The 26,801-nt window shown below is 66.5% G+C and carries 24 protein-coding genes; 18 read left to right on the forward strand and 6 right to left on the reverse strand.

Going from position 1 to position 26,801, the window contains the following annotated elements; genetic code table 11:
• Window positions 1–74 precede the first annotated feature (74 nt).
• Genes RTK35_RS21565 through RTK35_RS21580 form a run of 4 tightly spaced genes read left to right on the forward strand, consistent with a single transcriptional unit; the run spans window position 75 to window position 3,105 of the window.
• On the forward strand, window positions 75–782 hold the full coding sequence (locus RTK35_RS21565) for a TetR/AcrR family transcriptional regulator (protein ID WP_044405042.1): 708 nt from the start codon (window positions 75–77) through the stop codon (window positions 780–782).
• Window positions 783–825: 43 nt separating this feature from the next.
• Window positions 826–1,347, forward strand: coding sequence for a L,D-transpeptidase (locus RTK35_RS21570; protein ID WP_268194543.1), 522 nt, complete (start codon window positions 826–828; stop codon window positions 1,345–1,347).
• Between the two features lie 11 nt (window positions 1,348–1,358).
• Window positions 1,359–2,357, forward strand: a complete 999-nt coding sequence (gene nagZ, locus RTK35_RS21575) for a beta-N-acetylhexosaminidase (protein ID WP_316908955.1) — start codon at window positions 1,359–1,361, stop codon at window positions 2,355–2,357.
• Window positions 2,358–2,367: 10 nt separating this feature from the next.
• Window positions 2,368–3,105, forward strand: a complete 738-nt coding sequence (locus RTK35_RS21580) for an S-methyl-5'-thioinosine phosphorylase (protein ID WP_074968613.1) — start codon at window positions 2,368–2,370, stop codon at window positions 3,103–3,105.
• A 29-nt stretch (window positions 3,106–3,134) separates the two neighbouring features.
• On the opposite strand, the gene RTK35_RS21585 is transcribed toward RTK35_RS21580, so the two are convergent.
• From RTK35_RS21585 to mfd, 3 genes are all read right to left on the reverse strand, one after another.
• The gene (locus tag RTK35_RS21585) at window positions 3,135–5,660 is read right to left on the reverse strand and encodes a DEAD/DEAH box helicase (protein ID WP_409563815.1); all 2,526 of its coding nucleotides are present in this window, start codon (window positions 5,658–5,660) and stop codon (window positions 3,135–3,137) included.
• 117 nt (window positions 5,661–5,777) lie between these two features.
• Window positions 5,778–6,302, reverse strand: coding sequence for a CsiV family protein (locus tag RTK35_RS21590; protein WP_316908956.1), 525 nt, complete (start codon window positions 6,300–6,302; stop codon window positions 5,778–5,780).
• A gap of 11 nt (window positions 6,303–6,313) precedes the next feature.
• Window positions 6,314–9,766, reverse strand: a complete 3,453-nt coding sequence (gene mfd, locus RTK35_RS21595; RefSeq protein WP_316908957.1) for a transcription-repair coupling factor — start codon at window positions 9,764–9,766, stop codon at window positions 6,314–6,316.
• A gap of 133 nt (window positions 9,767–9,899) precedes the next feature.
• On the opposite strand from mfd, the gene RTK35_RS21600 reads away from it, so the two are divergent.
• The 11 genes from RTK35_RS21600 to sthA all read left to right on the forward strand — a co-directional run bounded on the left by RTK35_RS21600 (window position 9,900) and on the right by sthA (window position 21,711).
• Window positions 9,900–11,366, forward strand: coding sequence for a glyceraldehyde-3-phosphate dehydrogenase (locus RTK35_RS21600; protein WP_074968622.1), 1,467 nt, complete (start codon window positions 9,900–9,902; stop codon window positions 11,364–11,366).
• A 94-nt stretch (window positions 11,367–11,460) separates the two neighbouring features.
• Window positions 11,461–12,852 carry an amino acid permease gene (locus RTK35_RS21605; RefSeq protein ID WP_142011095.1) on the forward strand — a complete coding sequence of 464 codons (1,392 nt, stop codon included), beginning with the start codon at window positions 11,461–11,463 and terminating at the stop codon, window positions 12,850–12,852.
• 270 nt (window positions 12,853–13,122) lie between these two features.
• Window positions 13,123–14,460 carry a Na(+)-translocating NADH-quinone reductase subunit A gene (locus tag RTK35_RS21610; protein WP_284548575.1) on the forward strand — a complete coding sequence of 446 codons (1,338 nt, stop codon included), beginning with the start codon at window positions 13,123–13,125 and terminating at the stop codon, window positions 14,458–14,460.
• Between the two features lies 1 nt (window position 14,461).
• Entirely contained in the window at window positions 14,462–15,673 is a 1,212-nt protein-coding gene (locus tag RTK35_RS21615; RefSeq protein WP_316908958.1) for an NADH:ubiquinone reductase (Na(+)-transporting) subunit B, read from the forward strand.
• Complete coding sequence (locus tag RTK35_RS21620; protein ID WP_316908959.1) at window positions 15,666–16,454, forward strand: Na(+)-translocating NADH-quinone reductase subunit C; 789 nt, start codon at window positions 15,666–15,668, stop codon at window positions 16,452–16,454. Before RTK35_RS21615 ends, RTK35_RS21620 begins: the two co-directional genes overlap by 8 nt.
• The gene (locus RTK35_RS21625) at window positions 16,451–17,125 is read left to right on the forward strand and encodes an NADH:ubiquinone reductase (Na(+)-transporting) subunit D (protein ID WP_172433032.1); all 675 of its coding nucleotides are present in this window, start codon (window positions 16,451–16,453) and stop codon (window positions 17,123–17,125) included. The genes RTK35_RS21620 and RTK35_RS21625 overlap by 4 nt, the downstream gene beginning before the upstream one ends.
• Window positions 17,125–17,733, forward strand: a complete 609-nt coding sequence (gene nqrE, locus RTK35_RS21630; RefSeq protein WP_021219522.1) for an NADH:ubiquinone reductase (Na(+)-transporting) subunit E — start codon at window positions 17,125–17,127, stop codon at window positions 17,731–17,733. Before RTK35_RS21625 ends, nqrE begins: the two co-directional genes overlap by 1 nt.
• Before the next feature lie 9 nt (window positions 17,734–17,742).
• Window positions 17,743–18,969 (forward strand): NADH:ubiquinone reductase (Na(+)-transporting) subunit F, encoded by a 1,227-nt coding sequence (gene nqrF, locus RTK35_RS21635; protein ID WP_074968631.1) that lies wholly within the window; start codon window positions 17,743–17,745, stop codon window positions 18,967–18,969.
• Complete coding sequence (locus RTK35_RS21640; RefSeq protein ID WP_316908960.1) at window positions 18,953–19,969, forward strand: FAD:protein FMN transferase; 1,017 nt, start codon at window positions 18,953–18,955, stop codon at window positions 19,967–19,969. The genes nqrF and RTK35_RS21640 overlap by 17 nt, the downstream gene beginning before the upstream one ends.
• 2 nt (window positions 19,970–19,971) lie before the next feature.
• Window positions 19,972–20,199 (forward strand): (Na+)-NQR maturation NqrM, encoded by a 228-nt coding sequence (gene nqrM / locus RTK35_RS21645; protein ID WP_044404977.1) that lies wholly within the window; start codon window positions 19,972–19,974, stop codon window positions 20,197–20,199.
• Window positions 20,200–20,316: 117 nt separating this feature from the next.
• Window positions 20,317–21,711, forward strand: a complete 1,395-nt coding sequence (gene sthA / locus RTK35_RS21650; RefSeq protein WP_044404974.1) for a Si-specific NAD(P)(+) transhydrogenase — start codon at window positions 20,317–20,319, stop codon at window positions 21,709–21,711.
• Window positions 21,712–21,923: 212 nt separating this feature from the next.
• On the opposite strand, the gene RTK35_RS21655 is transcribed toward sthA, so the two are convergent.
• From RTK35_RS21655 to RTK35_RS21665, 3 genes are read right to left on the reverse strand one after another with little or no spacing between them, the layout of a single operon-like run.
• Window positions 21,924–22,643 carry a glycerophosphodiester phosphodiesterase gene (locus RTK35_RS21655; RefSeq protein ID WP_316908961.1) on the reverse strand — a complete coding sequence of 240 codons (720 nt, stop codon included), beginning with the start codon at window positions 22,641–22,643 and terminating at the stop codon, window positions 21,924–21,926.
• Window positions 22,640–22,933, reverse strand: a complete 294-nt coding sequence (locus tag RTK35_RS21660) for a phosphodiesterase (protein ID WP_107328902.1) — start codon at window positions 22,931–22,933, stop codon at window positions 22,640–22,642. Before RTK35_RS21660 ends, RTK35_RS21655 begins: the two co-directional genes overlap by 4 nt.
• A gap of 4 nt (window positions 22,934–22,937) precedes the next feature.
• A complete protein-coding gene (locus RTK35_RS21665) occupies window positions 22,938–23,519 on the reverse strand; it encodes a PilZ domain-containing protein (protein WP_236214169.1) in 582 nt (193 codons plus the stop codon).
• 96 nt (window positions 23,520–23,615) lie between these two features.
• Here RTK35_RS21665 and RTK35_RS21670 point away from each other — a divergent pair, with 96 nt between their 5' ends.
• From RTK35_RS21670 to RTK35_RS21680, 3 genes are read left to right on the forward strand one after another with little or no spacing between them, the layout of a single operon-like run.
• The gene (locus RTK35_RS21670; RefSeq protein WP_316908962.1) at window positions 23,616–24,866 is read left to right on the forward strand and encodes a lipoprotein-releasing ABC transporter permease subunit; all 1,251 of its coding nucleotides are present in this window, start codon (window positions 23,616–23,618) and stop codon (window positions 24,864–24,866) included.
• A gap of 1 nt (window position 24,867) precedes the next feature.
• Entirely contained in the window at window positions 24,868–25,551 is a 684-nt protein-coding gene (lolD, locus tag RTK35_RS21675; protein WP_305834966.1) for a lipoprotein-releasing ABC transporter ATP-binding protein LolD, read from the forward strand.
• A gap of 1 nt (window position 25,552) precedes the next feature.
• Window positions 25,553–26,797 (forward strand): lipoprotein-releasing ABC transporter permease subunit, encoded by a 1,245-nt coding sequence (locus tag RTK35_RS21680; protein WP_316908963.1) that lies wholly within the window; start codon window positions 25,553–25,555, stop codon window positions 26,795–26,797.
• The last annotated feature ends 4 nt before the right edge of the window (window positions 26,798–26,801 follow it).

Below are 26,801 nucleotides of genomic sequence, written 5' to 3' on the forward strand. Positions count from 1 at the left end.
GTGGTGAGTGCGACTTGACAAAGGCAGGGTCTGAAACGTATGTTTCAAACAAGTGTTTGTCAGGTGGGGGAACCATGGCTCAGTCGGAAACCGTCGAACGCATCCTCGATGCAGCGGAACAGTTGTTCGCGGAGAAAGGCTTCGCCGAAACCTCCTTGCGCCTGATCACCAGCAAGGCCGGGGTCAACCTGGCTGCGGTGAATTACCACTTTGGTTCGAAGAAGGCCCTGATCCAGGCGGTCTTCTCGCGCTTCCTCGGGCCGTTCTGCCAGAGCCTGGAGCGTGAGCTCGACAAACGGCAAGGCAAGTCTGAAACGCCGCCCTCTCTGGAGGAGCTGCTGGTGATGCTCGTGGAGCAGGCGCTGGCGGTAAAGCCTCGCAGTGGCAACGACCTTTCCATATTTATGCGCTTGCTCGGGCTTGCCTTCAGTCAGAGCCAGGGTCACCTGCGCAAGTACCTCGAAGAGGTGTATGGCAAGGTGTTCCGTCGCTACATGCTGCTGGTCAACGAGGCGGCGCCCCGGTTGCCGCCTCTTGAGATCTTCTGGCGTGTCCACTTCATGCTGGGGGCTGCGGCGTTCAGCATGTCCGGCATCAAGGCGCTGCGGGCCATGGCCGAGACCGATTTCGGTGTGAACACCTCCATCGAACAGGTCATGCGCCTGATGGTCCCGTTCCTCGCGGCAGGCATGCGCGCAGAAACGGGCCTGGCCGACGAGGCCCTGTCCAAGGCCGTACTGAAGCCCAGGGCAAAGCCCGCTCCTGCAGCCGGCAAGGCCTGACGCCGGTGGGCGAGGGCGGCGGGATCAGCTAAGCTAGCCGCCCATGTCCGACCTTGATCTACTCCATATCTCCATTGCTGATCAGCGCCTCTACGGCTTCGCTGCTGGACGCCTGCTGGTCAGTTATCCCGTGTCGACCGCCCTCAATGGCCCCGGTGAACTCAGTGGTTCCAACTGCACACCCCGTGGTCTCCACGAAGTGCGGGCCAGGATTGGTGCCGATCTTCCGTTGAATGCCGTTTTGCGCGGGCGTCGCTGGACCGGTGAGATCTGGTCCGAGGCCCTGCATGCGCAGTTCCCCGGGCGTGACTGGATCCTCTCTCGCATCCTCTGGCTGAGTGGACGGGAGCCCGGCTTCAACCGCCTGGGCAAGGTCGACAGCATGCGTCGCTACATCTATATCCACGGCACGCCGGATACCGAGCCCATGGGCGTCCCGCGTTCCCACGGCTGCGTGCGCATGCGCAACGCCGACCTGCTGGAACTCTTTCCCCGCGTACCCGTCCACTGTGCGGTGCGCATCGATGAAGCGCCCAAGCCCGAGTGGGCGGCGCCCAACCCCTGACAAGGAACCCCATGCAAGGCTCCCTGATGCTGGACATCGGCGGCACCTGGCTGACTGCCGAAGACCGCCACATCCTGCGCCAGCCCGAAGTGGCCGGCCTGATCCTGTTCGCCCGCAATATCGAGGACCCGCGCCAGGTGCGTGACCTGTGTGCTGCGATCCGCGCCGTACGTCCCGACCTCATCCTCGCCGTCGACCAGGAAGGCGGCCGGGTGCAGCGCCTGCGTCGCGGCTTCGTGCGCCTGCCGGCGATGCGCGCCCTGGCCGATACGCCCAACGCCGAGGCCCTGGCCGAGCAATGCGGTTGGCTGATGGCGACCGAAGTGCTGGCCGCCGGCCTGGACCTCAGCTTCGCCCCGGTGCTGGACCTGGATCACCAGCGCAGCGCCGTGGTGGGCAGCCGTGCCTTCGAGGGCGATCCTCAGCGCGCCACTGACTTGGCCGGAGCCTTCATCAAGGGCCTGCGTATTGCCGGCATGACGGCCACTGGCAAGCACTTCCCTGGTCACGGCTGGGCGGAAGCCGACTCCCACGTCGCCATCCCCACGGATGAGCGCAGCCTGGAGCAGATCCGTGCGGCCGACCTGGTGCCCTTCACCCGCCTGGCGTCCGATCTGGACGGCATGATGCCCGCCCACGTCATCTACCCCCAGGTCGATGCCCAGCCCGCCGGCTTCTCGCGTCGCTGGCTGCAGGACATCCTGCGCGGCGAGCTGAAGTTCACCGGGGTGATCTTCAGCGACGACCTCTCCATGGCCGGTGCCCATGTGGTGGGTGATGCCGCCGAGCGCATCGAGGCCGCGCTGAACGCAGGCTGCGACATGGGCCTGGTGTGCAACGACCGCGCTGCCGCCGAGCTGGCCCTGTCGCGTCTGCAGCGCCTGGGCGTGACCCCGTCCCCGCAACTGGCCCGCATGCGCCGTCGTGCCTTCCCGGGCACCGAATACCGTCAAGACCCGCGCTGGCAGGCCGCTGTGGGTGCCCTGCGCGAAGCCCAGCTGATCGACTGAAGGAAGCGACATGACCGTTTACGCGATTATCGGTGGTACCGGCCTGACCCAACTGGACGGCCTCAGCATGAAGGCCCTGCTCAACCCCGAGACACCCTACGGCGCACCGTCCGCAGGGATCGTGCAGGGCGAGTACGCCGGTCGCGAGGTGCTCTTCCTCGCCCGTCACGGCCACCCGCACCGCATTCCGCCGCACCAGGTCAACTACCGCGCTAACCTCTGGGCGCTGAAGCATGCCGGGGCCGAGGCGGTCATCGCCGTCAACGCGGTTGGCGGCATCACCGCCGGGATGGGCACCGGGCAACTGGTGGTACCGCATCAGGTGATCGACTACACCCAGGGGCGCATCGGCACCTTCTTCGAGGGCGAATTGGACCACGTCACCCACATCGACTTCAGCCACCCCTACGACGAACCGCTGCGGCAGAAGCTGCTCGATGCCCTGCGTCGCGCCGGCCACGCCCACAGCGATTACGGCGTCTATGGCTGCACCCAGGGCCCGCGGCTGGAGACGGTCGCCGAGATTGCCCGCATGGAGCGCGATGGCTGCGACATCGTCGGCATGACCGGCATGCCCGAGGCCGCCCTCGCGCGCGAGCTGAACCTGCCCTATGCCGCCCTCTCCCTGGTGGTCAATCCGGCAGCCGGCAAGTCCACCAGCATCATTACCATGGCCGAGATCGAGGCCGCGCTCGCGGCGGGTATCGGCAAGGTGCGCGAAACCCTGTCCATCCTGCTGAAGGCGTGACCGGTGCCTGGCCCGGGCGGTAGCCCGGGTCAGGCGTGGGGGAGGGGCGCGAACAGCGCGTCGATGTCTTCCTCGCGCAGGTGCCAGTCGCTGCCGGCCGGCGCGCTCAGCACGCTTTGCGCCAGGTCGGCCTTGCGCTGCTGCAGCTGCTGGATCTTCTCTTCCACCGTGCCCCGGGCGATCAGCTTGTAGACGAACACCGGCTTATCCTGGCCGATGCGGTAGGCGCGGTCGGTGGCCTGGCGTTCAGCCGCCGGATTCCACCAGGGGTCGAAGTGGATCACGGTGTCGGCCTGGGTCAGGTTCAGCCCGGTGCCACCGGCCTTGAGGCTGATGAGGAACAGCGGCACCTCGCCGGCCTGGAAACGCTCCACCGGCGTGCGCCGGTCGCGGGTCTCGCCGGTCAGCAGCAGGTAGTCGATCTGGCGCGTCTGCAATTCGCCCTCGATCAGTTCCAGCATGCTGGTGAACTGGGAGAACAGCAGCACCCGCCGGCCTTCCATGAACAGCTCCTCGAGCATCTCCATCAGGCTGTCCAGCTTGCCCGAGGTGCTGCCGCGTACCTCACGCTCCGGTTCCACCAGGCGCAGGTCGCAGCAGGTCTGGCGCAGCTTGAGCAGGGCTTCGAGGATCACCATCTGGCTGCGGGCCATGCCCTTGTGCTCGATTTCCGAACGCACCTTCTGGTCCATCGCCAGGCGCACGGTCTCGTAGAGGTCGCGCTGGGCCTCGCTCAGTTCCACCCAGTGGATCATCTCGGTCTTGGCCGGCAGCTCGGTGGCCACCGACTCCTTGGTGCGCCGCAGCATGAAGGGGCGGATGCGGCCGTTCAGGTGGGCCAGGCGTTCGTTGTCGGCGTGCTTCTCGATGGGGGTGCGGTAGTCGCGGGCGAACTGCTTGGCATCGCCCAGCCAGCCGGGCATCAGGAAGTGGAACAGCGACCACAGCTCGCCCAGGTGGTTTTCCAGCGGCGTGCCCGACAGGCACAGGCGCTGGCGGGCCTGCAGCTGGCGCACGGCCTGGGCGGCCTTGCTGGTGGCGGTCTTGATGTTCTGCGCCTCGTCCAGCACCAGCAGGTGCAGTGGCTGCTCCTTCCATTGCGGCAGGTCGCGGGGCAGCAGGGCGTAGGTGGTGAGCAGCAGATCGTGGTCGGCCAGGTGCTCGAAGTCCTTGTGCCGGTTGGGGCCGTGCAGCGCCAGGACCTTCAGGTCCGGGGCGAAGCGCGCGGCCTCGTCCTGCCAGTTCGGCACCAGGCTGGTGGGCATCACCACCAGGGCGGGACGGTCCAGCCGGCCGGCCTCCTTCTCGGTGAGGATGTGCGCCAGGGTCTGCAGGGTCTTGCCCAGGCCCATGTCGTCGCCCAGCACGCCGCCGGCGTCCAGCTCGCGCAGGGTCTGCAGCCAGGCCAGACCCTGGAGCTGATAGGCGCGTAGCTCGGCCTTCAGCCCCTTGGGTGTGGGGTGGCTGCCATGACGGCTGTCCCGCAGGCGTTCGGCGAAGGTGCGCAGGCGTTCGCCGCCTCGCCAGGCTAGGCCGAGGGACTCCAGTTGGTCGAGCCGTGCAGCATCCGGCAGTCCGAGCCGCAGGCTGCGGCCCTCGCCGCGGTCCCGCAGGAACAGCTCGCCAAGCGTGCCGAGCAGGGGCTTGAGGCGGCCGTAGGGGAGGGCGACCTGTAGGGGGCGCCCGGTCTCGCTGCTCAGCGTATCGAGCTGGAGGCGCAACTGGTCGTCGTCCTTGCGTCGCTGCAGGACCTTGGCGCTGAGCAGCTTGGGATTGTCCCGGATCAGCTTGAGCAACACCGGCAGCAGGCTGATGCGCTGCCCTTCCACGAGGATGCCCAGCTCCAGGTCGAACCACTGCTGGCCCGGTTGCTCGTCCACCTCGGCATACCAGCCATCCACCGGGGTGAGGTCGAAGTGGAAACCGGGGCGGATCTCGATCAGCCAGCCCTCGTCGCGCAACTGCGGCAGCTGCAGCTGGACGAAGCGCTGCCAGGCCTCGTCGTCGGGCAGCTCGAACAGTTCCAGCAGATCCCCCGGCAGGGCCTGGCTCTGCCGCAGGGATTCCTTGAAGCCCAGTTGCCGCAGGCGCTCGCGCAGCGTTTCTTCGGCCTGGGGGTTGCGCTGCATGGCCACCAGCTCGCCATCCTGCCGACGCCTGACCGGGTTGGCACGGGTGTTCTTGCCGTGGACCAGCGCCCCAGCATAGTCGAAGGCCAGCCCGGCGCGGTGCTGCTGGTTGCCCACCATCCGGCCGCTGCGCAGGTCATAGAGGCTCTGGGCCAGGCTGCCCAGGGCCAGGTGCGGACGTGGCGGGATGTCTTTCAGCAGCCGGGGTGCGCGCGCCGGTGCCGGGGTGACGGGCTCCGGCCGTGCGGCCGGCGGACCGTCGGACAGCAGCTGGAGGATGGCGGCGACGCAGTGCTTGCAGTTCAGGCCGACCGGGCAGGTGCAACGACCGATCACCCCGAGCCCATGGGGCGCGAGGCGGATCGTCTGCAGGTAGGGCGTCTCGGCGGAGCCTGCGCAGCTGGCCAGCAGCTGCGTCTCGTCCATGGCCCGCAGGCGCGCTTTCCGCTGTTGGGCGTAGCGGGCGCCGCGGTCGAGCGCGCCCTGGTCGAAGTCCTGGCGCCAGTCTTCCTGGCGCAGGTGTTCGAGCAGGGTGGGCATGGGTCAGAGCGGGTTGACGCGAATCAGGATGCCCAGGCTGGAGTGGTCGAGGTAAGTCAGCTCGCCGCTCTTCAGGCGGGTGCCCTGCTTGATGCGCTCACTGCCGCTGAGCAGGCCGCTGGCGTCGAAGCGGTTGACCCAGAAGTCGACGGACACGTCGGTGAAGCGCCCCTGGCTCAGCGCCACGGTGCCTTCTACCGGGAAGTGGCCGAGCTGGCCGTCGCCGGTGGTGACCGCCACCTTGCTCGGGGTGGCACCAATGCTCTGGGACCAGGCCTTGTGCAGCAGCACCTGGTAGCCGGCGCCCGGGTTGAGGCGGGCGGCTTCGTTGTTCAGGTTGGTGGCGCGCTCGCCGACGCTGGACAGGGTCTGGCTGCCGTTGGCCCAGTCATCCGGGGCGTTCTGGCTGGCCGGGACCGGCTCGCCGGCCTGGCGGAAGAGGATCATCTCCACCTGGTAGAGCCCGTCGGCGAAGGCGCTGGGGGCCACCAGGGCGAGCAGCAGGGTGATGAAACGGAACGCACGCATGGATCAGTCCTTTAAGCGGATTGCGGAACGAGGCGCTCGAACAGCGCCTCCAGTGTGTTGAAGCGTTCTTCCGGTCGCTCCATCGGGACCAGGAAGCGGAACTGGGTGGCGCCTTCGAACTTGTAGCGCTTGGGCTGGCCCTGGATCAGCTTGATCAGCACCAGCGGGTCGACGCAGGTGTCGGCGGCGAATTCTATCCGACCACCTTGGGGGCCGGCGTCGACTTTCTTGATGCCGAGCTTCTCCGCCTGCAGCTTGAGCAGGGTGAGGCGCACCAGGTTCTTGGTGGGCTCGGGGAGCAGGCCGAAGCGGTCGATCATTTCCACCTGCAGCTCCTTCAGGCCGTCCTCGTCGGCGGCCGAGGCGATGCGCTTGTAGAGGATCAGCCGTGCGTGCACGTCGGGCAGGTAGTCCTCGGGAATCAGTGCCGGCACCCGCAGGTTGATTTCCGGCCCTCCACCCAGGGGTTGCTCAAGGTTGGGCTGCTCACCCTTCTGGATGGATTTGACCGCGCGTTCGAGCATTTCCATGTACAGGGTGAAGCCCACGGCCTGGATCTGCCCGCTCTGGCCCTCGCCCAGCAGTTCGCCGGCGCCGCGGATCTCCAGGTCATGGGTGGCCAGCACGAAGCCGGCCCCCAGGTCCTGGGCGTTGGCGATGGCTTCCAGGCGCTTCTGGGCGTCCTCGGTCATCTGCTTGCGCGGTGGAGTCAGCAGGTAGGCGTAGGCCTGGTGGTGGCTGCGGCCGACGCGGCCACGCAGCTGGTGCAGCTGGGCCAGGCCGAACTTGTCGGCGCGCTCGATGATGATGGTGTTGGCGCTGGGCACGTCGATGCCGGTCTCGATGATGGTGGAGGCCACCAGCACGTTGAAGCGCTTGTGGTAGAAGTCGCTCATCACCTGTTCGAGCTCGCGCTCGTGCATCTGCCCGTGGCCGATGCCGATACGGGCCTCGGGCACCAGTTCGGCGAGGTCGGCGGCGCACTTCTCGATGGTCTTGACCTCGTTGTGCAGGTAGTAGACCTGCCCGCCCCGTAGCAGCTCGCGCAGCAGGGCCTCCTTGATCACCGTGTTCTGCTGTTCCATCACGAAGGTGCGCACCGACAGGCGGCGCGCCGGCGGGGTGGCGATGATCGACAGGTCGCGCATGCCGGCCACGGCCATGTTCAGGGTGCGCGGGATCGGCGTGGCGGTGAGGGTGAGGATGTCCACCTCGCTGCGCAGGGCCTTGAGCTGCTCCTTCTGGCGCACGCCGAAGCGGTGTTCTTCGTCGATGATCACCAGGCCCAGCTGCTTGAAGCGGATGTCGCCCTGCAGCAGGCGGTGGGTGCCGATGACGATGTCCACCTTGCCTTCGGCCAGCTCGTTGGCGGCGCCTTCCACTTCCTTGGCGGTCTTGAAGCGGCTCATCACCTCCACGCGCACCGGCCAGTCGGCAAAGCGGTCGCGGAAGCTGTTGTAGTGCTGCTGGGCGAGGAGGGTGGTGGGCACCAGCACCGCCACCTGCTTGCCGCTGTGCACGGCGACGAAGGCCGCGCGCATGGCCACCTCGGTCTTGCCGAAGCCCACGTCGCCGCAGACCAGGCGGTCCATCGGCTTGGGCGCCAGCATGTCGGCGACCACGGCCTCGATGGCGGCCTGCTGGTCCGGGGTTTCCTCGAAGGGGAAGCCGGCGGAGAAGGTGGCGTAGTCGGCCAGCGGGTCCTTGAAGGCATAGCCTTTTCGCGCGGCGCGGCGGGCGTAGATGTCCAGCAGCTCGGCGGCGACGTCGCGCACCTGTTCGGCAGCCTTGCGCTTGGCCTTCTGCCAGGTTTCCGAGCCCAGGCGGTGCAGCGGTGCCAGGGCGTCATCGGTGCCGGTGTAGCGGGCGATCAGGTGTAGGCTGGCGACCGGTACGTAGAGCTTGGCTTCCTCGGCGTACTGCAGGGCGAGGAATTCGGCGGCCTGGCCTTCGATCTCCAGGGTGATCAGGCCGAGGTAGCGGCCCACGCCGTGGTCGATGTGCACCACCGGCGCGCCTTCGCGCAGCTCGGCGAGGTTCTTGATGACGTTGTCGCCACCGTCGCTGCGGCGTTCGCGGCGACGACGCTGCATGACGCGCTGGCCGAACAGCGGGCTTTCGGCGACCAGCGCCAGGGCCGGCTCGTCCAGCAGCAGGCCCTCGTCCAGCGGGGCGATGGTGATGGCCAGGCGCTCGCTGCTGGCGACGAACTCCGGCCAGCCGGCGACTTCCTGCGGGCGCAGCTTGAGCCGGGCGAGCAGTTCCAGCAGCACTTCGCGGCGGCCGGCCGATTCGGCGCTGAACAGCACGCGGCCGGGAAACTCCTCCAGGAAGCGGCGCAGGGCGGCCAGCGGCTCACTGGCCTTGCCTTCGATGGCGAGGTCGGGCAGGGCGCGGGTGGGGAAGCGCTCGCGGCCCACGCCGGGCGCCAGGTCGCTGGGGTCGGCCACCACGCGGGGTGAGGTCTTCAGCCGGGCGAAGCAGTCCTCCACCGGCAGGAAGAGTTCGGCCGGCGGCACCAGCGGGCGCTCGGGGTCGACGCGGCGCTCCTCATAGCGGCTGCGCACGTCGCTCCAGAACTGCTCGGCGGCCTGTTCGATGCCGGGCAGGGAGAACACCTGTGTGTTGCCGGGCAGGTAGTCGAAGAGCGTCTCGGTCTCCTCGAAGAACAGCGGCAGGTAGTACTCGATGCCGGCCGGGGTGATGCCGCTGGCCAGGTCCTGGTAGATCGGGCAGCGGCGGAAGTCGACGTCGAAGCGCTCGCGGAAGCGGCCGCGGAAGTCGGTGACCGCCTTCTTGTCCAGCGGGAACTCGCGGGCCGGCAGCAGGCGGATCGACTCCACCTTGTCCACCGAGCGCTGGGTTTCCGGGTCGAAGGTGCGCAGGGTCTCGATCTCGTCATCGAACAGGTCGATGCGGTAGGGCAGGTCGCTGCCCATGGGGAACAGGTCGATCAGCGCGCCGCGCACGGCGAACTCGCCGTGCTCGTAGACCGTTTCCACGCAGCGATAGCCGGCCCCTTCCAGGCGCAGGCGCATCTGCTCCACGTCCAGCTTCTGGCCCACGTCCAGCACCAGGCTCGAGCCCAGCAGGAAGCGCCGGGGCGGCAGGCGGTGCAGGGCGGTGGTGATCGGCACCACCAGCACGCCATGGTCCAGTTCCGGCAGGCGATAGAGGCTGGCCACCCGCTGGGAAATGATGTCCTGGTGGGGGGAGAACAGGTCGTAGGGCAGCGTTTCCCAGTCCGGGAAGTGCAGCACCGGCAGGTCCGGGGCGAAGAAGCCCAGTTCCTGCTCCAGGCGTTCGGCGCTCTGGCTGTCGGCGGTCAGCAACAGGGTGAAGCGTCGGGCAGCGCTCGCCGCTTCGGCGATGGCCAGGCCGAGGGCCGCACCGTTGAGGTTGCCCCACTGCTGCTTGCCGCTGGCGGTGGGGAGGGTCGGGAGACGCAGGACGGAGGCGGGCAAAAGGGGGCTCCGGTCGGAATTCGAACCGGGCGATTGTAACTATCCCGACCGTTGGATGTCAGTCTTGCGACGGCTGCAGATTGCCGGCGCTTGCGCGCGTCGTCATAATGTAGCCCCTTTTTTCATCCCCTACATGTGGAAGGTACTGCCCGTGACTCAGAAGCCCGACCAGTGTCTCGGTGAATGGATCGATCGTGAAGCCCTCGCGGAAGCGATGATTCCGCTGATCGGCCAGCTCTATCGCAACAACAACGTGGTCACCTCGATCTATGGTCGCGGCCTGATCAACCGTTCCGTGATCGACATCCTGAAAGCCCACCGTTTCGCCCGCCACCGCCAGGCCGACGAAGCCGAGCTGTCGGTCCACGACACCTTCCCGATCCTGAAGGCCATGAGCGAGCTCAAGCTGGGCGCCGCTTCCGTCGACCTGGGCAAGATGGTCGCCAAGTTCAAGGCCGAGGGTGCCGGTCGCAGCCTCGAGCAGTTCACCAAGGACGAGCTGGCCGAGCTGGTCGGCAAGCAGAACGGCGCTGCCCGTGAAGGCACCGACGTCGTCCTCTACGGCTTCGGCCGCATCGGCCGCCTGCTGGCGCGCATCCTCATCGAGAAGACCGGTGGCGGCGACGGCCTGCGCCTGCGCGCCATCGTCGTCCGCAAGGGCGCCGAGAACGACCTGGTCAAGCGCGCCAGCCTGCTGCGTCGCGACTCCGTGCACGGTCCGTTCGACGGCACCATCGTCATCGACGAGGAGAACAACACCCTCACCGCCAACGGCAACCTGATTCAGGTGATCTACTCCAACGATCCCGCCTCGGTCGACTACACCGCCTACGGCATCAAGAACGCCCTGCTGGTGGACAACACCGGCAAATGGCGTGACGCCGAGGGCCTGAGCCAGCACCTGAAGTGCCCGGGTATCGACCGCGTGGTCCTCACCGCTCCCGGCAAGGGCGCGCTGAAGAACATCGTCCACGGCATCAACCACGGCGAAATCACCGCCGACGACAAGATCATCTCCGCTGCCTCCTGCACCACCAACGCCATCGTGCCGGTGCTCAAGGCCGTGAATGACAAGTTCGGCATCGCCAACGGCCACGTCGAGACCGTTCACTCGTACACCAACGACCAGAACCTGATCGACAACTTCCACAAGGGCAGCCGCCGTGGCCGCAGCGCCGCGCTGAACATGGTGATCACCGAGACCGGTGCCGCCACCGCAGCCGCCAAGGCCCTGCCGGTGCTGAAAGGCAAGCTGACCGGCAACGCCATCCGCGTGCCGACCCCGAACGTCTCCATGGCCATCCTCAACCTGAACCTGGAGAAGGCCACCACCCGCGACGAGATCAACGAGTACCTGCGCCAGATGGCCATGCACTCCGACCTGCACAAGCAGATCGACTACGTCTCCTCCCAGGAAGTGGTTTCCACCGACTTCGTCGGCTCCCGCCATGCTGGCGTGGTGGATGCCGAAGCCACCATCTGCAACGACAACCGTGTCGTCCTCTATGTCTGGTACGACAACGAGTTCGGCTACAGCTGCCAGGTGGTCCGCGTGATGGAAGACATGGCTGGGGTCAACCCGCCGGCCTTCCCGCGCTAAGTCGCTGGTCCGTGAAAACGGGAGCTCTCGGGCTCCCGTTTTTCATTTTTCCGGCTGTAATCGCTAGACCCCTCCCTTCTTTTCGGAACTCCTGATGGACGGACAACAGCAGCACGCCGGCTCGCTCAAGCGCGGGCTGGAAAACCGCCATATCCAGTTGATCGCCCTGGGTGGCGCCATCGGCACCGGCCTGTTCCTCGGCTCCGCCGGGGTGCTCAAGTCCGCCGGGCCGTCGATGATCCTCGGCTACGCCATCGCCGGCTTCATCGCCTTCCTGATCATGCGCCAACTGGGCGAGATGATCGTCGAGGAGCCCGTGGCGGGCTCCTTCAGCCACTTCGCCCACAAGTACTGGGGCGGCTACGCGGGCTTCCTGGCCGGCTGGAACTACTGGGTACTCTACGTCCTGGTGGGCATGGCCGAGCTGACCGCCGTGGGCAAGTACATCCAGTTCTGGTGGCCCGACGTGCCCACCTGGGTGACGGCAGCGGTGTTCTTCGTGCTGATCAACGTGATCAACCTGGCCAACGTGCGGGTCTTTGGGGAGACGGAGTTCTGGTTCGCCCTGATCAAGGTGGTGGCGATCATCGGCATGATCATCCTCGGCCTCTACCTGCTGGTCTCCGGCACCGGCGGCGAGCAGGCCGCGGTGAGCAACCTCTGGAGCCATGGCGGGTTCTTCCCCAATGGCCTGGAAGGGCTGGTGATGGTCCTGGCGATCATCATGTTCTCCTTCGGGGGCCTGGAGCTGGTGGGCATCACCGCCGCCGAGGCCAGCGAGCCGAAGAAGGTGATCCCCAAGGCGATCAACCAGGTCATCTACCGCATCCTGATCTTCTACATCGGCGCCCTCAGCGTGCTGCTGATGCTGTATCCCTGGGACAAGCTGCTGGAAACCCTGAACGCCGCCGGCGACCCCTACAGCGGCAGCCCCTTCGTGCAGATCTTCTCGCTGATCGGCAGTGACACCGCCGCCCACCTGCTGAACTTCGTGGTGCTGACCGCCGCGCTGTCGGTCTACAACAGTGGCGTGTACTGCAACAGCCGCATGCTCTACGGCCTGGCCGAGCAGGGCGATGCGCCGAAGGCGCTGCTCAAGGTCAACCGCCGTGGCGTGCCGGTGCTGGCCATCGGCGTGTCCGCGCTGATCACCCTGCTCTGCGTGTTGGTGAACTACCTGGCGCCCAAGCAGGCGCTGGAGCTGCTGATGGCGCTGGTGGTGGCGGCCCTGGTGATCAACTGGGCGATGATCAGCCTGTCGCACCTGATGTTCCGCAAGTCGCTGCAGCGCCAGGGCATCGAGCCGTTCTTCAAGTCGCTCTGGTACCCCTTCAGCAACTACCTGTGCCTGGCCTTCGTGGCGCTCATCCTGGGCGTGATGCTGCTGATCCCAGGCATCAACGTGTCGGTCTACGCCATTCCGTTCTGGCTCGCATTTATTGCGGTTTGTTACTGGATCAGGCGCTCCACCGGGGCGCGCCGGTAAAACCTGAAACGGGGGCCTAGGCCCCCGTTTTTCATGGCGTGGCGGGCGGTGACCATTCGTCCGCACGCTGACTTCCAGTTGCCCGAGTCGCTCTAACAGTCGGAAATTTCAGGACTTTCAGTGGCCGCTTGGGAAGTCGCCTCTTTATAATGCGCGGTTTTCGTCCCGAGGCTCTGCCGCGTGCCGGCATATGTGCCGGTGCCTGCCTGGCGTTTGGCGGCTACTGTTCGACACCGGGACGAAACCCTTCTCAAGGTTCAGGCGAGAGACATGACAAGAATCAGACGGGGGTTGGACCTGCCCATCGCAGGCCAGCCTGAGCAGCGCATCGAGGCTGCACGCGCCGTGCGTAGCGTGGCCGTTATCGGCTTCGACTACCACGGCATGAAGCCCACCATGCAGGTGCAGGTCGGGGACCGGGTGAAGCTGGGCCAGGCCCTGTTCGCCGACAAGAAGAACCCCGGCGTGCTTTTCACCGCCCCGGCGGCGGGCGTGGTCTCGGCCATCCACCGCGGCGAGCAGCGTGTGCTGCAGTCGGTGGTGATCGATGTGGACGGCGACGACGAAGTCGTCTTCGACACCTGCCCGGACAACGCCCTGGATGCCCTTGATCCCCAGGCCGTGCGGGACAACCTGCAGCGTTCGGGCCTCTGGGCCGCACTGCGCACGCGCCCGTTCAGCCGGGTGCCGGCCGTCGATGCCGTACCCAGTTCGATCTTCGTGACCGCCCTCGATACTCACCCGCTGGCCGCCGACCCGCAGCCGATCATCGCTGCCCACGCCGCCGACTTCGAACGCGGCCTCAAGGTGCTGGCGCGCCTGGGCCGGGTGTTCCTGTGCAAGGCCGACGGGGCCAGCCTGCCGGGTGAGCAGTTGGCCGGCGTGCGCGCCGAGGCCTTCTCCGGTCCGCATCCGGCGGGTCTTCCGGGCACCCACATCCACTTCCTTGACCCGGTCAGCGCCACCAAGAGCGTCTGGCACATCGGCTACCAGGACGTGATCGCCATCGGCAAGCTGTTCGCCACCGGCCGCCTGTGGGTCGAGCGTGTCGTGTCCCTGGCCGGCCCGGTGGTGGAGAAGCCGCGCCTGCTGGCCACCCGCCTGGGGGCGAGCCTCGACGAACTGACCGCCGGCGAGCTCAAGCCCGGCGTCAACCGCGTGGTGTCCGGCTCCCTGCTGGGCGGGCGCACCTCCCGTGGCGCCTGCGCCTACCTGGGGCGCTACCACCTGCAGGTGTCCTGCCTCGCCGAAGGCAATGACCGCGAGCTACTGCACTACCTGCGCGCCGGGGTGAACAAGCATTCGGTGCTGAACATCTTCGTGTCCAAGCTGATGGCGGCCCGCCGGTTCGCCTTCAGCACCAGCACCAACGGCAGCCCGCGCGCCATGGTGCCGGTGGGCAACTACGAGGCGGTGATGCCGCTGGACATCCTGCCCACCCAGTTGCTGCGCTACCTGATCGTCGGCGACACCGAGATGGCCCAGAAGCTGGGCTGCCTGGAGCTGGACGAGGAAGACCTGGCGCTGTGCAGCTACGTCTGCGCCGGCAAGTACGAGTACGGCCCCATCCTGCGGGACAACCTCAACCGCATCGAGAAGGAGGGCTGACATGGGCCTGCGCAAATTCCTCGACCGGATCGAGCACAACTTCGAACAGGGTGGCCGCTTCGAGAAGTGGTACGCCCTGTACGAAGCGATCGACACCTTCTTCTACCGGCCGGCCAACGTCACCCGTACCACGGCCCACGTGCGCGATGGCATCGACCTCAAGCGCATGATGATCACCGTGTGGCTCTGCACCTTCCCGGCAATGTTCTTCGGCATGTGGAACGTCGGCTACCAGGCCAACTTGGTGTTCGCCCAGAGCCCGGACCTGCTGGCCGCCCAGGACGGCTGGCGCTTCGCGCTGATCGGCAGCCTGGCGGGTTTCGACCCCAACAGCCTGTGGGACAACGTCATCCAGGGCGCCGCCTGGTTCCTGCCCATCTACGCCGTGACCTTCATCGTCGGCGGCTTCTGGGAAGTGCTGTTCGCCGCCATCCGCCGCCATGAAGTGAACGAAGGCTTCTTCGTCACCTCCGTGCTCTTCGCCCTCACCCTGCCGCCGAGCATCCCGCTGTGGCAGGTGGCCCTGGGCATCAGCTTCGGCGTGGTGTTGGGCAAGGAAGTGTTCGGCGGCACCGGCAAGAACTTCCTCAACCCCGCCCTGGTGGGCCGTGCCTTCCTGTTCTTCGCCTATCCGGCGCAGATTTCCGGTGACGCCGTGTGGACGGCGGTGGACGGCTTCGCCGGCGCCACTTCCCTGAGCCTGGGCGCTGCCGGTGGCGTGGAGAACATCGTCGGTCATGGCATCACCTGGATGGACGCCTTCCTCGGCACCATTCACGGCTCCATCGGCGAGACCAGCACCCTGGCCATCTTCATCGGCGGCGGCGTGCTGCTGCTGACCCGCATCGCCGCCTGGCGCATCGTCGCCGGCGTGATGCTGGGCATGATCGTCACCAGCACGCTGTTCAACGCCATCGGTTCCGACACCAACCCGATGTTCGCCATGCCCTGGTACTGGCACCTGGTCCTCGGCGGCTTCGCCTTCGGCATGATGTTCATGGCCACCGACCCGGTGTCCGCCTCCATGACCAACACCGGCAAGTGGCTGTTCGGCGCGCTGATCGGCCTGATGGTGGTGCTGATCCGCGTGGTCAACCCCGCCTTCCCGGAGGGCATGATGCTGGCGATCCTCTTCGCCAACCTCTGTGCACCGCTGATCGACCACTTCGTCGTCCAGGCCAACATCAAGCGGAGGCTGGCACGCCATGGCTAACCAGAAGGAATCCACGATCCGCACCCTGCTGGTGGCCCTGGTGGTCTGCCTGGTGTGCTCCATCTTCGTTGCTGGCGGGGCGGTGGCCCTCAAGCCGGTGCAGGTGGAGAACCGCGAGCTGGACAAGCAGCGCAGCATCCTCTCCATCGCCGGCCTCGGCCAGCCGGGCATGTCCGCCAGCGACGTGAAGGCGCTCTATGCCGAGCGCATCACCGCCAAGGTGGTGGACCTCTCCAGCGGCGAGTACAGCGACGCCATCCAGGCCGCCGGCTTCGACCCGCTGAAGGCCGCCAAGGACCCGAAGCTCTCCGACGCCCTGCCGGGTGACCAGGACATTGCCTCCATCAAGCGCCGCGAGCGCTTCACCACCGTCTACCTGGTGGAGAAGGACGGCAAGCTGGACACCCTGATCCTGCCGGTGCGCGGCTACGGCCTGTGGTCGACCCTGTACGGCTTCCTCGCCCTCAAGGGCGACCTCAATACCGTGGTCGGCCTGGGCTTCTACCAGCATGGCGAGACGCCCGGCCTCGGCGGCGAGGTGGACAACCCGAAATGGAAGGCGCTGTGGAACGGCAAGAGCCTGTTCGATGAGCAGGGCCAGCTGGCCATCCAGATCATCAAGGGCAGTGTCGAGCCCGGCTCGCCCAACGCCAGCCACCAGGTCGACGGCCTGGCCGGCGCCACGCTGACCAGCAAGGGCGTCAACAACCTGCTGCATTTCTGGCTCGGCAAGAACGGCTTCGGCCCCTTCCTGGCCAAGCTGAACAACGGGGAGGCATGAACATGGCGCAACCCACGATCCGCTCGGTCCTGCTGGACCCGATCCTGCACAACAACCCCATCGGCCTGCAGATCCTCGGCATCTGCTCGGCCCTGGCGGTCACCTCCAACCTGAAGACCGCGCTGGTGATGTCCATCGCCCTGACGCTGGTGACCGGCTTCTCCAACCTGTTCATCTCGATGATCCGCAGCCAGATCCCCAGCTCGATCCGCATGATCGTGCAGATGGTGATCATCGCCTCGCTGGTCATCGTGGTCGACCAGGTGCTCAAGGCCTATGCCTTCAGCCTGTCCAAGCAGCTCTCGGTATTCGTCGGCCTGATCATCACCAACTGCATCGTGATGGGCCGCGCCGAAGCCTTCGCCATGGCCAATCCGCCCGTGCTGTCGTTCTTCGACGGCATCGGCAACGGCCTGGGCTACAGCGCCATGCTCATCGTCCTCGGCGTGATCCGCGAGCTGTTCGGCTCCGGCAAGCTGCTGGGCTACGAGATCCTCCCGGTGATCAACGACGGCGGCTGGTACCAGCCCAACGGCCTGTTGCTGCTGCCGCCCTCGGCCTTCTTCCTCATCGGCCTGATCATCTGGGCCCTGCGCAGCTGGAAGACCGAGCAGAAGGAAGCGCCGTCCTTCAAGATCGCGCCCCAGGTATCCAACAAGGAGGCCTACTGATGGAGCACTACATCAGCCTGTTCGTGAAGGCGGTGTTCGTCGAGAACATGGCCCTGGCCTTCTTTCTCGGCATGTGCACCTTCATCGCCATTTCCAAGAAGGTGGAAACCGCCATCGGCCTCGGCATCGCCGTGATCGTGGTGCAGGCCATCACCGTGCCGGCCAACAACCTGCTCTACACCCTCCTGCTCAAGGACGGCGCACTGGCCTGGGCCGGCCTGCCGGACGTGGACCTGTCGTTCCTCGGCCTGCTCAGCTACATCGGGGTGATCGCCGCCATCGTGCAGATCCTCGAGATGCTGCTCGACAAGTACGTGCCCTCGCTCTACAACGCCCTCGGCGTGTTCCTGCCGCTGATCACGGTGAACTGCGCCATCATGGCCGGCTCGCTGTTCATGGTGGAGCGCGACTACAACCTGGGTGAGAGCGTGGTCTACGGCGTCGGTTCCGGCTTCTCCTGGGCCCTGGCCATCGCGCTGCTCGCCGGCATCCGCGAGAAGCTCAAGTACAGCGATGTACCCGAGGGCCTGCAGGGCCTGGGCATCACCTTCATCACCATCGGCCTGATGTCGCTGGGCTTCATGTCCTTTTCGGGCGTCCAGCTGTAAGGAGACGACATGCCGAGTTTCGAAATCTTCCTCGCCATTGGCATGTTCACCGCCATCGTCCTCGCGCTGGTGGTGATCATCCTCGCCGCCCGCGCCAAGCTGGTGTCCAGCGGCGACGTGAACATCGTGATCAACCGCGAGCGCACCATCACCGTCCCGGCCGGCGGCAAGCTGCTGCAGACCCTGGCGGCGCAGAACATCTTCCTCTCCTCGGCCTGCGGCGGCGGCGGTACCTGCGCCCAGTGCAAGTGCGTGGTGGAGAGCGGCGGCGGCGAGATGCTGCCCACCGAGGAGTCCCACTTCACCCGCCGCCAGGCGAAGGAAGGCTGGCGCCTGTCCTGCCAGACCCCGGTGAAGCAGGACATGCACATTGAGGTGCCCGAAGAGGTCTTCGGGGTGAAGAAGTGGGAATGCACGGTGGAGTCCAACCCCAACGTCGCCACCTTCATCAAGGAGCTGACCCTGCGCCTGCCGGAAGGGGAGAGCGTCGATTTCCGCGCCGGTGGCTACGTCCAGCTGGAGTGCCCGCCCCACGAGGTGCACTACAAGGACTTCGACATCCAGCCCGAGTACCGGGCCGACTGGGACAAGTTCAACCTCTGGAAGTACGTTTCCAGGGTCGACGAGACCGTCATCCGCGCCTACTCCATGGCCAACTACCCGGATGAGAAGGGCATCGTGAAGTTCAACATCCGCGTGGCCTCGCCGCCGCCGGGCAAGGACGAGATCCCGCCGGGCAAGATGTCCTCCTGGGTGTTCAACCTCAAGCCGGGCGACAAGGTCACCGTGTATGGCCCCTTCGGCGAGTTCTTCGCCAAGGAGACCCAGGCCGAGATGGTCTTCATCGGTGGCGGCGCGGGCATGGCGCCCATGCGCTCGCACATCTTCGACCAGCTCAAGCGCCTGGGCTCCCAGCGCAAGATCAGCTTCTGGTACGGCGCGCGCTCCCTGCGTGAAGCCTTCTACACCGAGGAGTACGACCAGCTGGCCGCCGAGAACCCCAACTTCCAGTGGCACCTGGCGCTGTCCGACCCGCAGCCCGAGGACAACTGGACCGGCTACACCGGCTTCATCCACAACGTGCTGTTCGAGAACTACCTCAAGGACCACCCGGCCCCCGAGGACTGCGAGTTCTACATGTGCGGCCCGCCGATGATGAACGCCGCCGTGATCAAGATGCTGCTGGACCTGGGCGTCGAGCGCGAGAACATCCTGCTGGATGATTTCGGTGGTTAGACCCTTCGCCCTGCTGCTTTCGGCCAGCGTTCTCTTGGCCGGATGCGGCGACTCCCTGGAGCAGTTCGGCGGCCCGACCATGGGCAGCAGCTACTCGGTGAGGTACGTGCGCAGCGCGTCCGGGCCCTCCGTGGAGCAGGCGCGGGGCGAAGTGGAGGGCATCCTCGCCGAGATCGACCGGCAGATGTCCACCTACCGCGCCGACTCCGACGTGGAGCGTTTCAACGCCCTGCCGGCGGGCAGCTGCATGGCCCTGCCGGCGCCCATGCTGGAGCTGGTGGCCTTTGGCGACAGCCTGTCCGCACAGAGCGACGGCGCCTTCGACATGACCCTGGAGCCGCTGCTCAACCTCTGGGGCTTCGGCCCGCAGTCGCGCGGGGACCAGGTGCCCAGCGCCGAGGCCATCGCCGCGGCCCGGGCCGATGTCGGCCACCAGCACCTCAAGCGCCAGGGCGACCAACTGTGCAAGGACGCCGCCGTTCAACTGGACTTCAACGCCATCGCCGCCGGCTATGCCGTGGATCGCGTCAGCGCGCGGCTGGGCGAGCTGGGCGTGACCAGTTCCTTGGTGGAAATCACCGGGGAAATGAAGGCCGTCGGCCACAAGCCCGACGGCAGCCCCTGGCGCGTGGCCATCGAGGCACCGCGCGACGACCGCCAGGTGGCGCAGAAGATTGTTGCATTGCAGGACATGGGCATTTCCACCTCAGGCGACTATCGCAACTACTTCGAACGGGGTGGACAGCGGTATTCTCACACCCTCGATCCCACCAGCGGCGCACCCATCACCCATCACCTGGCAGCGGTCACGGTCATCGACCCGTCGGCCCTGCGTGCCGATGGACTGTCTACGCTGTTGATGGTGCTCGGTCCCGAGGCCGGCCTGGCGTTTGCCGACCGCCACGACATCGCGGCGTTCTTCGTCACCCGTGAAGGCACGGGCTTCGCCACCCGCGGCAGCCGCCGCTTCGAGCAACTGTTCCCCACGGAGGCGCACTGAACATGACCTGGCTACTGGTCTTCCTGATCATGCTGCTGGTGGTGCTGGGCATGGCCATCGGCGTGATCATGGGGCGCAAGCCCATCGCCGGTTCCTGCGGCGGCATCGCCAACCTGGGGATCGAGAAGGAATGCTCGATCTGTGGCGGCAATCGCGAAAAGTGCGAAGAGGTGAATCGCGCTGGCGATGTAGTGGACGCGGAACTCGCCTACGACGCGACCAAGCGCTAATGTGCAGCGCCATGCAGTGTGACTAAGCTGCGCGCCGAATTCGAATTGCCACGGCCGCTGGTGCCGTGGCCCTGCCGGGGGCGCTGACGATCCCCGGTCCGTGTATGAGGAGTAAGCATGGCTGTCTACAACTACGACATCGTGGTGCTGGGTTCCGGCCCGGCGGGTGAGGGTGCGGCAATGAACGCCGCCAAGGCGGGCCGCAAGGTCGCCGTGGTGGACAGCCGCCGCGAAGTCGGCGGCAACTGCACCCACCTGGGCACCATCCCTTCCAAGGCCCTGCGTCACTCCGTCCGACAGATCATGCAGTTCAACACCAACCCGATGTTCCGCCAGATCGGCGAGCCGCGTTGGTTCTCCTTCCCCGACGTGCTCAAGAGCGCTGAGAAGGTCATCGCCAAGCAGGTGGCCTCGCGCACCGGCTACTACGCCCGCAACCGCATCGACACCTTCTTCGGCACCGGCAGCTTCCATGACGAGCAGACCATCGAAGTGGTGTGCCTGAACGGCGTGGTGGAGCGCCTGGTGGCCAAGCAGATCATCGTCGCCACCGGTTCGCGCCCTTACCGCCCGGCGGACGTCGACTTCACCCACCCGCGCATCTACGACAGCGACACCATCCTCAGCCTGACCCACACCCCGCGCCGGATCATCATCTACGGAGCCGGGGTGATCGGCAGCGAATACGCCTCCATCTTCAGCGGCCTGGGCGTACTGGTGGACCTGATCGACAACCGCGACCAGCTGCTCAGCTTCCTCGACGACGAGATCTCCGACGCCCTCAGCTACCACCTGCGCAACAACAATGTGCTCATCCGCCACAACGAGGAGTACGAGCGCATCGAAGGGGTGGACAACGGCGTGGTCCTGCACCTGAAGTCCGGCAAGAAGATCAAGGCCGACTGCCTGCTGTGGTGCAACGGCCGTACCGGCAACACCGACCGCCTGGGCCTGGAGAACATCGGCATCAAGGTCAACAGTCGTGGCCAGATCAGCGTTGACGAGCACTACCGCACCGAAGTCAGCAACGTCTACGCCGCCGGTGACGTGATCGGCTGGCCGAGCCTGGCCAGTGCCGCCGCCGACCAGGGCCGCTCCGCCGCTGGCAGCGCCGTGGAGAACGACAGCTGGCGCTTCGTCGACGACGTGCCCACCGGCATCTACACCATCCCCGAGATCAGCTCCATCGGTAAGAACGAGAAGGAGCTGACCCAGGCCAAGATCCCCTACGAAGTCGGCAAGGCCTTCTTCAAGGGCATGGCCCGCGCGCAGATCGCCGTTGAGCCCGTGGGCATGCTGAAGATCCTGTTCCACCGCGAGACCCTGGAAGTGCTCGGCGTGCACTGCTTCGGCTACCAGGCCTCGGAGATCGTCCACATCGGCCAGGCGATCATGAACCAGAAGGGTGAGGCGAATACCATCAAGTACTTCATCAACACCACCTTCAACTACCCGACCATGGCGGAAGCCTATCGGGTGGCGGCGTTCGACGGCCTCAACCGGCTTTTTTGAGCGGCACCGGCCGGGCGCCTGAACCGGCCGGGGAGGACCCTCTCGGGGATCCGGCCAACTGGCATTGGCCTAATCGCGAGAGCTTCTGATCAGGCAGCGCCCATGAAAAAACCGGCCCAGGTGGCCGGTTTTTTCGTTTCTGCCGTTCGCCGTAGGGTGGGCTTCAGCCCACCGCCTGCCCAGGCCTTACGTTCAGCACGGGGCCAGGGTATTCAACGCGGCAGCGTACTCACCGCCACGCCGGGGAAGTCGGTGATGATGCTGTCGACACCGAAGTCCGCCAGGCGGCGCATCAGGGCCGGCTCGTTCACCGTCCACACCGATACGTGCAGCCCCTGCTTCTGGGCGCGCAGCAGGCGCTCCGGGGTGCACAGGGTCCAGTTCAGCGCCAGCAGGTCGCAGCCGTGGTGGGCGGCGACCTTGAGCGGGTCGAGCCAGGCATATTCCGCCACCAGCCCACGGGAGAGTTTCGGCGTCAGCCGGTTCAGCGCGCGCAGCACCTCGCGGGAGCTGGAGGTGACCGTCACCTTGTCCATCAGCCCGTAGCGCTCGGCCAGTTCCTGGATCGCCAGCACGGTACGCGCGGCGCGCACGCGGGAGGCGCTCTTCACCTCCAGTTGCCAGTGCTCGAAGTCGCAGCGCTCGAACAGCTCGGACAGGCGCGGGATGGGGCAGGGGCTGACCCAGCCCGGGCCGCCCAGGCGCGCGTCGTACTTCACCAGCTCCTCGGCGTCATGCTCCACCACCTTGCCGCGGCGGCCGGTGGTGCGCTTGAGGGTCGGGTCGTGGATCACCATCAGCTCGCCGTCGCGGGACAGGTGCAGGTCCAGCTCGCAACGCTTGACGCCGTGGGACAGGCACTGCTGGAAGCTGGCCATGGTGTTTTCCGGGCATTCGCCCTTGGCGCCGCGATGGCCGTAGATCAGGGTCACTGGGAAACCTCGGGGTTGCGGGGTTGGTGGTGGCGGACGCTGTCGATCACGCGGCCGCTCTCGAAATAGACGGAGAACTCACGGTAGTCCCAGCGGGCGATCGGCGGCTTGCCCACCGCCGGGTGCTCCTCGTCCGGGAGGCCGAAACGCTCCAACACGGCGCGCTGCGACTCACCGCGCGCAGGCAGCGGGGTGCCGCTGTCGCCTTGCTGGCCCAGCGGGATTTCCAGGGTGTCAGCGAGGACGGGGAGGGGCAGGGCGAGGCAGAGCAGGAGCAGCAGACGCGACATGGATTCATCCTGAAGGCGGGCGTTGGCGGGCCAGGCGACGGGCCTGGGCCTGTTTCTGCAGGATATGCCGGGCCAGCAACTGGCGCTGTGCGTCAGTCAGCGCTTCGAATTCGGTACCCAGTTCGTACTGGCCGTCCTCGCGCGGCTTGCAGTGGATCACCACCGCACGCAACAGCAGGCCGAGCGCCTGGGGCATCAGTACCATCTTGATCGCCAGGTGGGTGCCCTGATCCAACGGCTGTGCGGTGACGAAGCCCACGCCACCCTCGGACAGCGTCACCTGCCGGGGCGGGCCGATGTCGCGCATCAGGCTCTGGGCCACCGCCTGGCCCAGCAGGTCGATGCGCTTGTTTATCACCTTCAGGTAGCTGGCCAGGGTACGGTCGCGCTCGGCGATGTGGCGCAACAGGTGCTGGGACTCGAAGTCCATCAGGTGCAGGTCGCTGAGCAGGTTGAACAGCGGGGACGGGTCTTGGAGGGCTTCGCCAGCCTGCGCCTGGGCACTGGAAAGCGGCATGAATTCCAGTGCGATCGTATCTTCGATACGGTAGTATTCGCGGCGGTCATCTGCGTCTTGTATCGACATGGCGAACCCATGGCTGCAGGGGTGGTCAGAGTGTAAAGCTGCTCGCCGGGCCCCGCCACAAGGACGTTCCTTTCTTCGCAAGCGAACCTTTTTTCTATGTTCAGACCGCTGCCCCTGTTCATCGGCGCCCGTTACACGCGCGCCAAGCGTCGCAGTTACTTCGTCTCGTTCATCTCCCTGACTTCCATGATCGGCCTCGCCCTCGGCGTGCTGGTGATGATCCTCGTGCTGTCCGTGATGAACGGCTTCGACCGGGAGATGCGCGAACGCGTGCTGGGCATGGTGCCCCACGCCACCATCGAATCCGCCGTGCCGATCAATGACTGGCAGGCCCTCGCCGAGCAGGTCCGGCAGCAGCCGGGCGTCGCCGCCGTGGCGCCCTACATCCAGATGCAGGGCCTGCTGACCAGCAATGGCCAGGTGCAGAAGGTGCTGGTGAATGCGGTGGACCCGGACCTCGAAGGCGCCGTGTCGATCATTGGCAACTTCATGCAGCAGGGCAGTATCCAGGACCTGCGCCCGGGCGAGTTCGGCATCGTCATCGGCGACCGTGCCGCCGCCAAGCTGGGCGTGAAGATGGGCGACAAGGTCACCATCGTGCTGCCCGAGGTCTCGGTGACGCCGGCCGGGGTCTTCCCGCGCATGAAGCGCTTCACCGTGGTCGGCCTGTTCCATGTCGGCGCCGGTGAACTGGACGGCTTCCTGGCGCTGACCAACCTGCAGGACACCGCCCGCCTGCACCGCTGGAAACCCGAGCAGGTGCAGGGCCTGCGGCTCAAGCTGGACGACCTGTTCCAGGCACCGCAGATCGCCTGGCAGATCGCCGGCCAGCTCAAGGGCGAGGACTTCTACGCCCGCGACTGGACCCGCACCCACGGCAACCTCTACCAGGCCATCGGCATGGAGAAGACCATGATCGGCCTGTTGCTGCTGCTGATCGTCGCCGTGGCCGCCTTCAACATCATCTCCACCCTGGTGATGGTGGTGACCGACAAGAAGGGCGACATCGCCATCCTCCGCACCCTCGGCGCCACGCCGGGGCAGATCATGGGCATCTTCATGGTCCAGGGCACGGTGATCGGCGTGGTCGGCACCGCCATCGGCTGTGTGCTGGGCGTGCTCGCCGCCCTCAACATCAGCGCCGCCATCGACGGCCTGGAGCAGCTGATCGGCCACAAATTCCTAAGCGCCGAGGTGTACTTCATCGACTACCTGCCCTCCCAGCTCAAGCTGGAGGACGTGGTCCTGGTCTGCGGCGCTGCCCTGATCCTGAGTTTCTTCGCCACCCTTTACCCGGCCTGGCGTGCCTCCCGCACCCAGCCTGCTGAGGCGCTTCGTTATGAGTGACGTGAAAGACCGCGCGGTGCTGAGCTGCCGCAACATCGCCAAGAGCTACGAGGAAGGCCCGCAGTCCGTGCAGGTGCTTAGCGGCGTCGAACTGGAGCTGAACCCCGGCGAGCGCGTGGCCATCGTCGGCAGCTCCGGCTCCGGCAAGAGCACCCTGCTGAACATGCTCGGCGGCCTCGACGTGCCCACCACCGGCAGCGTCTGGCTGGCCGGCGAAGAGCTGTCCGCCCTCAACGAACGCGCCCGTGGCCTGCTGCGCAACCGTGCCCTCGGCTTCGTCTACCAGTTCCACCACCTGCTGCCGGAGTTCACCGCCCTGGAGAACGTCTGCATGCCGCTGCTGATCGGCCGCACACCGATCACCGAGGCCCGCCAGCGCGCCACCGCGCTGCTGGAGCGCGTCGGCCTCGGCCATCGCCTGTCGCACAAGCCGGCGGAGCTGTCCGGTGGCGAGCGCCAGCGCGTCGCGATCGCCCGCGCCCTGGTCAACAACCCGGCGCTGGTGCTGCTCGACGAACCCACCGGCAACCTCGACCAGCACACCGCCCAGGGCATCCAGGAACTGATGCTGGAGCTGAGCCAGTCGTCGCGCACCGCCTTCCTGGTGGTCACCCACGACCCGCAACTGGCCCGGCAGATGGACCGCGTGCTGCGCCTGGAAGACGGCCGGCTGGTGGCTGCCTGACATGTTCAGACCGCTCGCCGTCTTCGTCGGGGCGCGCTACGTGCGCGCCAAGCGACGCAACCACTTCATCTCCTTCATCTCCCTGACCTCGATGATCGGGCTGGCGCTGGGCGTGCTGGCGATGATCGTGGTGCTCTCGGTGATGAACGGGTTCCAGAAGGAAATGAGCTCGCGCATCCTCGGCATGGTGCCCCACGCCACCCTGTCCGGGCCCGAGCCGCTGGCCGACTGGCGCCAGGTGGCCGAGGCCGCCTCGCGCAACCGCAGCGTCACCGGCGTGGCGCCGTTCGCCGAGCTGGAGGGCATGCTCTCCTTCAAGGGGCTGATGCAGCCGGTACAGATCAACGGCATCGACCCGGCGGAAGAACCCAAGGTCTCTATCATCGGCCAGCACATGGTGCAGGGCTCGCTGCAGGACCTGCGCCCCGGCGAGTCCGGCATCGTCATCGGCGAGATCACCGCGCGGCGCTTCCGCCTCTCGGTGGGTGACAAGCTGACCCTGATCGTCCCCGAGCTGAGCAGCGCCCCGGGCGGCATCACCCCGCGCATGCAGCGCTTCAACGTGGTGGGCGTGTTCAAGGTCGGCGCCGAACTGGACAGCACCCTGGCGCTGGTCAACGTCGCCGACGCCTCCGATGTGTTGCGCCTGCCGGAAGGCACCGTGCAGCGGGTGCGCATCGCCCTCAAGGACCTGTACCAGGCGCCCCAGGTGTCCGCCGAGATCGCCCGGCAACTGGGCGCGGGCTACCGGGCCGACGACTGGACCCACACCCAGGGCAGCCTGTTCAGCGCGATGAAGATGGAGAAGACCATGATCGGCCTGCTGCTGATGCTGATCGTCGCCGTCGCCGCCTTCAACATCATCGCCACGCTGATCATGGTGGTCTCCGACAAGCGCGCCGACATTGCCATCCTCCGCACCCTGGGCGCCACGCCCCGGCAGATCATGGCCGTGTTCATGGTCCAGGGCAGCGTCATCGGCAGCGTCGGCACCCTGATCGGCACCCTGCTCGGCGTGGTCACGGCGCTCAACGTCAGCACCTGGATCGCCGCCCTGGAGCGCGCCACCGGCCTGCACATCTTCAGTTCCGACGTGTACTTCGTGGCCTACCTGCCGTCCGACCTGCAGGTGGGCGATGTGGTGATGGTCTGTGGTGCGGCCTTGCTGATGAGCTTCCTCGCCACCCTCTACCCGGCCTGGCGTGCCGCCCAGACCCACCCGGCCGAGGCCCTGCGCTACGAGTGATCCC

The sequence above is a fragment of the Pseudomonas sp. zfem003 genome (genome assembly GCF_032621675.1).
In the GTDB taxonomy this organism is placed as follows: Bacteria; Pseudomonadota; Gammaproteobacteria; order Pseudomonadales; family Pseudomonadaceae; genus Metapseudomonas; species Metapseudomonas otitidis.

Bases quoted from the DNA above. Each gene is read 5' to 3' on its own strand.
- RTK35_RS21565 (WP_044405042.1), top strand. From the start codon at position 75: ATGGCTCAGTCGGAAACCGTCGAACGCATCCTCGATGCAGCGGAACAG.
- RTK35_RS21570 (WP_268194543.1), top strand. From the start codon at position 826: ATGTCCGACCTTGATCTACTCCATATCTCCATTGCTGATCAGCGCCTC.
- nagZ (WP_316908955.1), top strand. From the start codon at position 1,359: ATGCAAGGCTCCCTGATGCTGGACATCGGCGGCACCTGGCTGACTGCC.
- RTK35_RS21580 (WP_074968613.1), top strand. From the start codon at position 2,368: ATGACCGTTTACGCGATTATCGGTGGTACCGGCCTGACCCAACTGGAC.
- RTK35_RS21585 (WP_409563815.1), bottom strand. From the start codon at position 5,660: ATGGACGAGACGCAGCTGCTGGCCAGCTGCGCAGGCTCCGCCGAGACG.
- RTK35_RS21590 (WP_316908956.1), bottom strand. From the start codon at position 6,302: ATGCGTGCGTTCCGTTTCATCACCCTGCTGCTCGCCCTGGTGGCCCCC.
- RTK35_RS21600 (WP_074968622.1), top strand. From the start codon at position 9,900: ATGTGGAAGGTACTGCCCGTGACTCAGAAGCCCGACCAGTGTCTCGGT.
- RTK35_RS21605 (WP_142011095.1), top strand. From the start codon at position 11,461: ATGGACGGACAACAGCAGCACGCCGGCTCGCTCAAGCGCGGGCTGGAA.
- RTK35_RS21610 (WP_284548575.1), top strand. From the start codon at position 13,123: ATGACAAGAATCAGACGGGGGTTGGACCTGCCCATCGCAGGCCAGCCT.
- RTK35_RS21615 (WP_316908958.1), top strand. From the start codon at position 14,462: ATGGGCCTGCGCAAATTCCTCGACCGGATCGAGCACAACTTCGAACAG.
- RTK35_RS21620 (WP_316908959.1), top strand. From the start codon at position 15,666: ATGGCTAACCAGAAGGAATCCACGATCCGCACCCTGCTGGTGGCCCTG.
- RTK35_RS21625 (WP_172433032.1), top strand. From the start codon at position 16,451: ATGAACATGGCGCAACCCACGATCCGCTCGGTCCTGCTGGACCCGATC.
- nqrE (WP_021219522.1), top strand. From the start codon at position 17,125: ATGGAGCACTACATCAGCCTGTTCGTGAAGGCGGTGTTCGTCGAGAAC.
- nqrF (WP_074968631.1), top strand. From the start codon at position 17,743: ATGCCGAGTTTCGAAATCTTCCTCGCCATTGGCATGTTCACCGCCATC.
- RTK35_RS21640 (WP_316908960.1), top strand. From the start codon at position 18,953: ATGATTTCGGTGGTTAGACCCTTCGCCCTGCTGCTTTCGGCCAGCGTT.
- nqrM (WP_044404977.1), top strand. From the start codon at position 19,972: ATGACCTGGCTACTGGTCTTCCTGATCATGCTGCTGGTGGTGCTGGGC.
- sthA (WP_044404974.1), top strand. From the start codon at position 20,317: ATGGCTGTCTACAACTACGACATCGTGGTGCTGGGTTCCGGCCCGGCG.
- RTK35_RS21660 (WP_107328902.1), bottom strand. From the start codon at position 22,933: ATGTCGCGTCTGCTGCTCCTGCTCTGCCTCGCCCTGCCCCTCCCCGTC.
- RTK35_RS21665 (WP_236214169.1), bottom strand. From the start codon at position 23,519: ATGTCGATACAAGACGCAGATGACCGCCGCGAATACTACCGTATCGAA.
- RTK35_RS21670 (WP_316908962.1), top strand. From the start codon at position 23,616: ATGTTCAGACCGCTGCCCCTGTTCATCGGCGCCCGTTACACGCGCGCC.
- RTK35_RS21680 (WP_316908963.1), top strand. From the start codon at position 25,553: ATGTTCAGACCGCTCGCCGTCTTCGTCGGGGCGCGCTACGTGCGCGCC.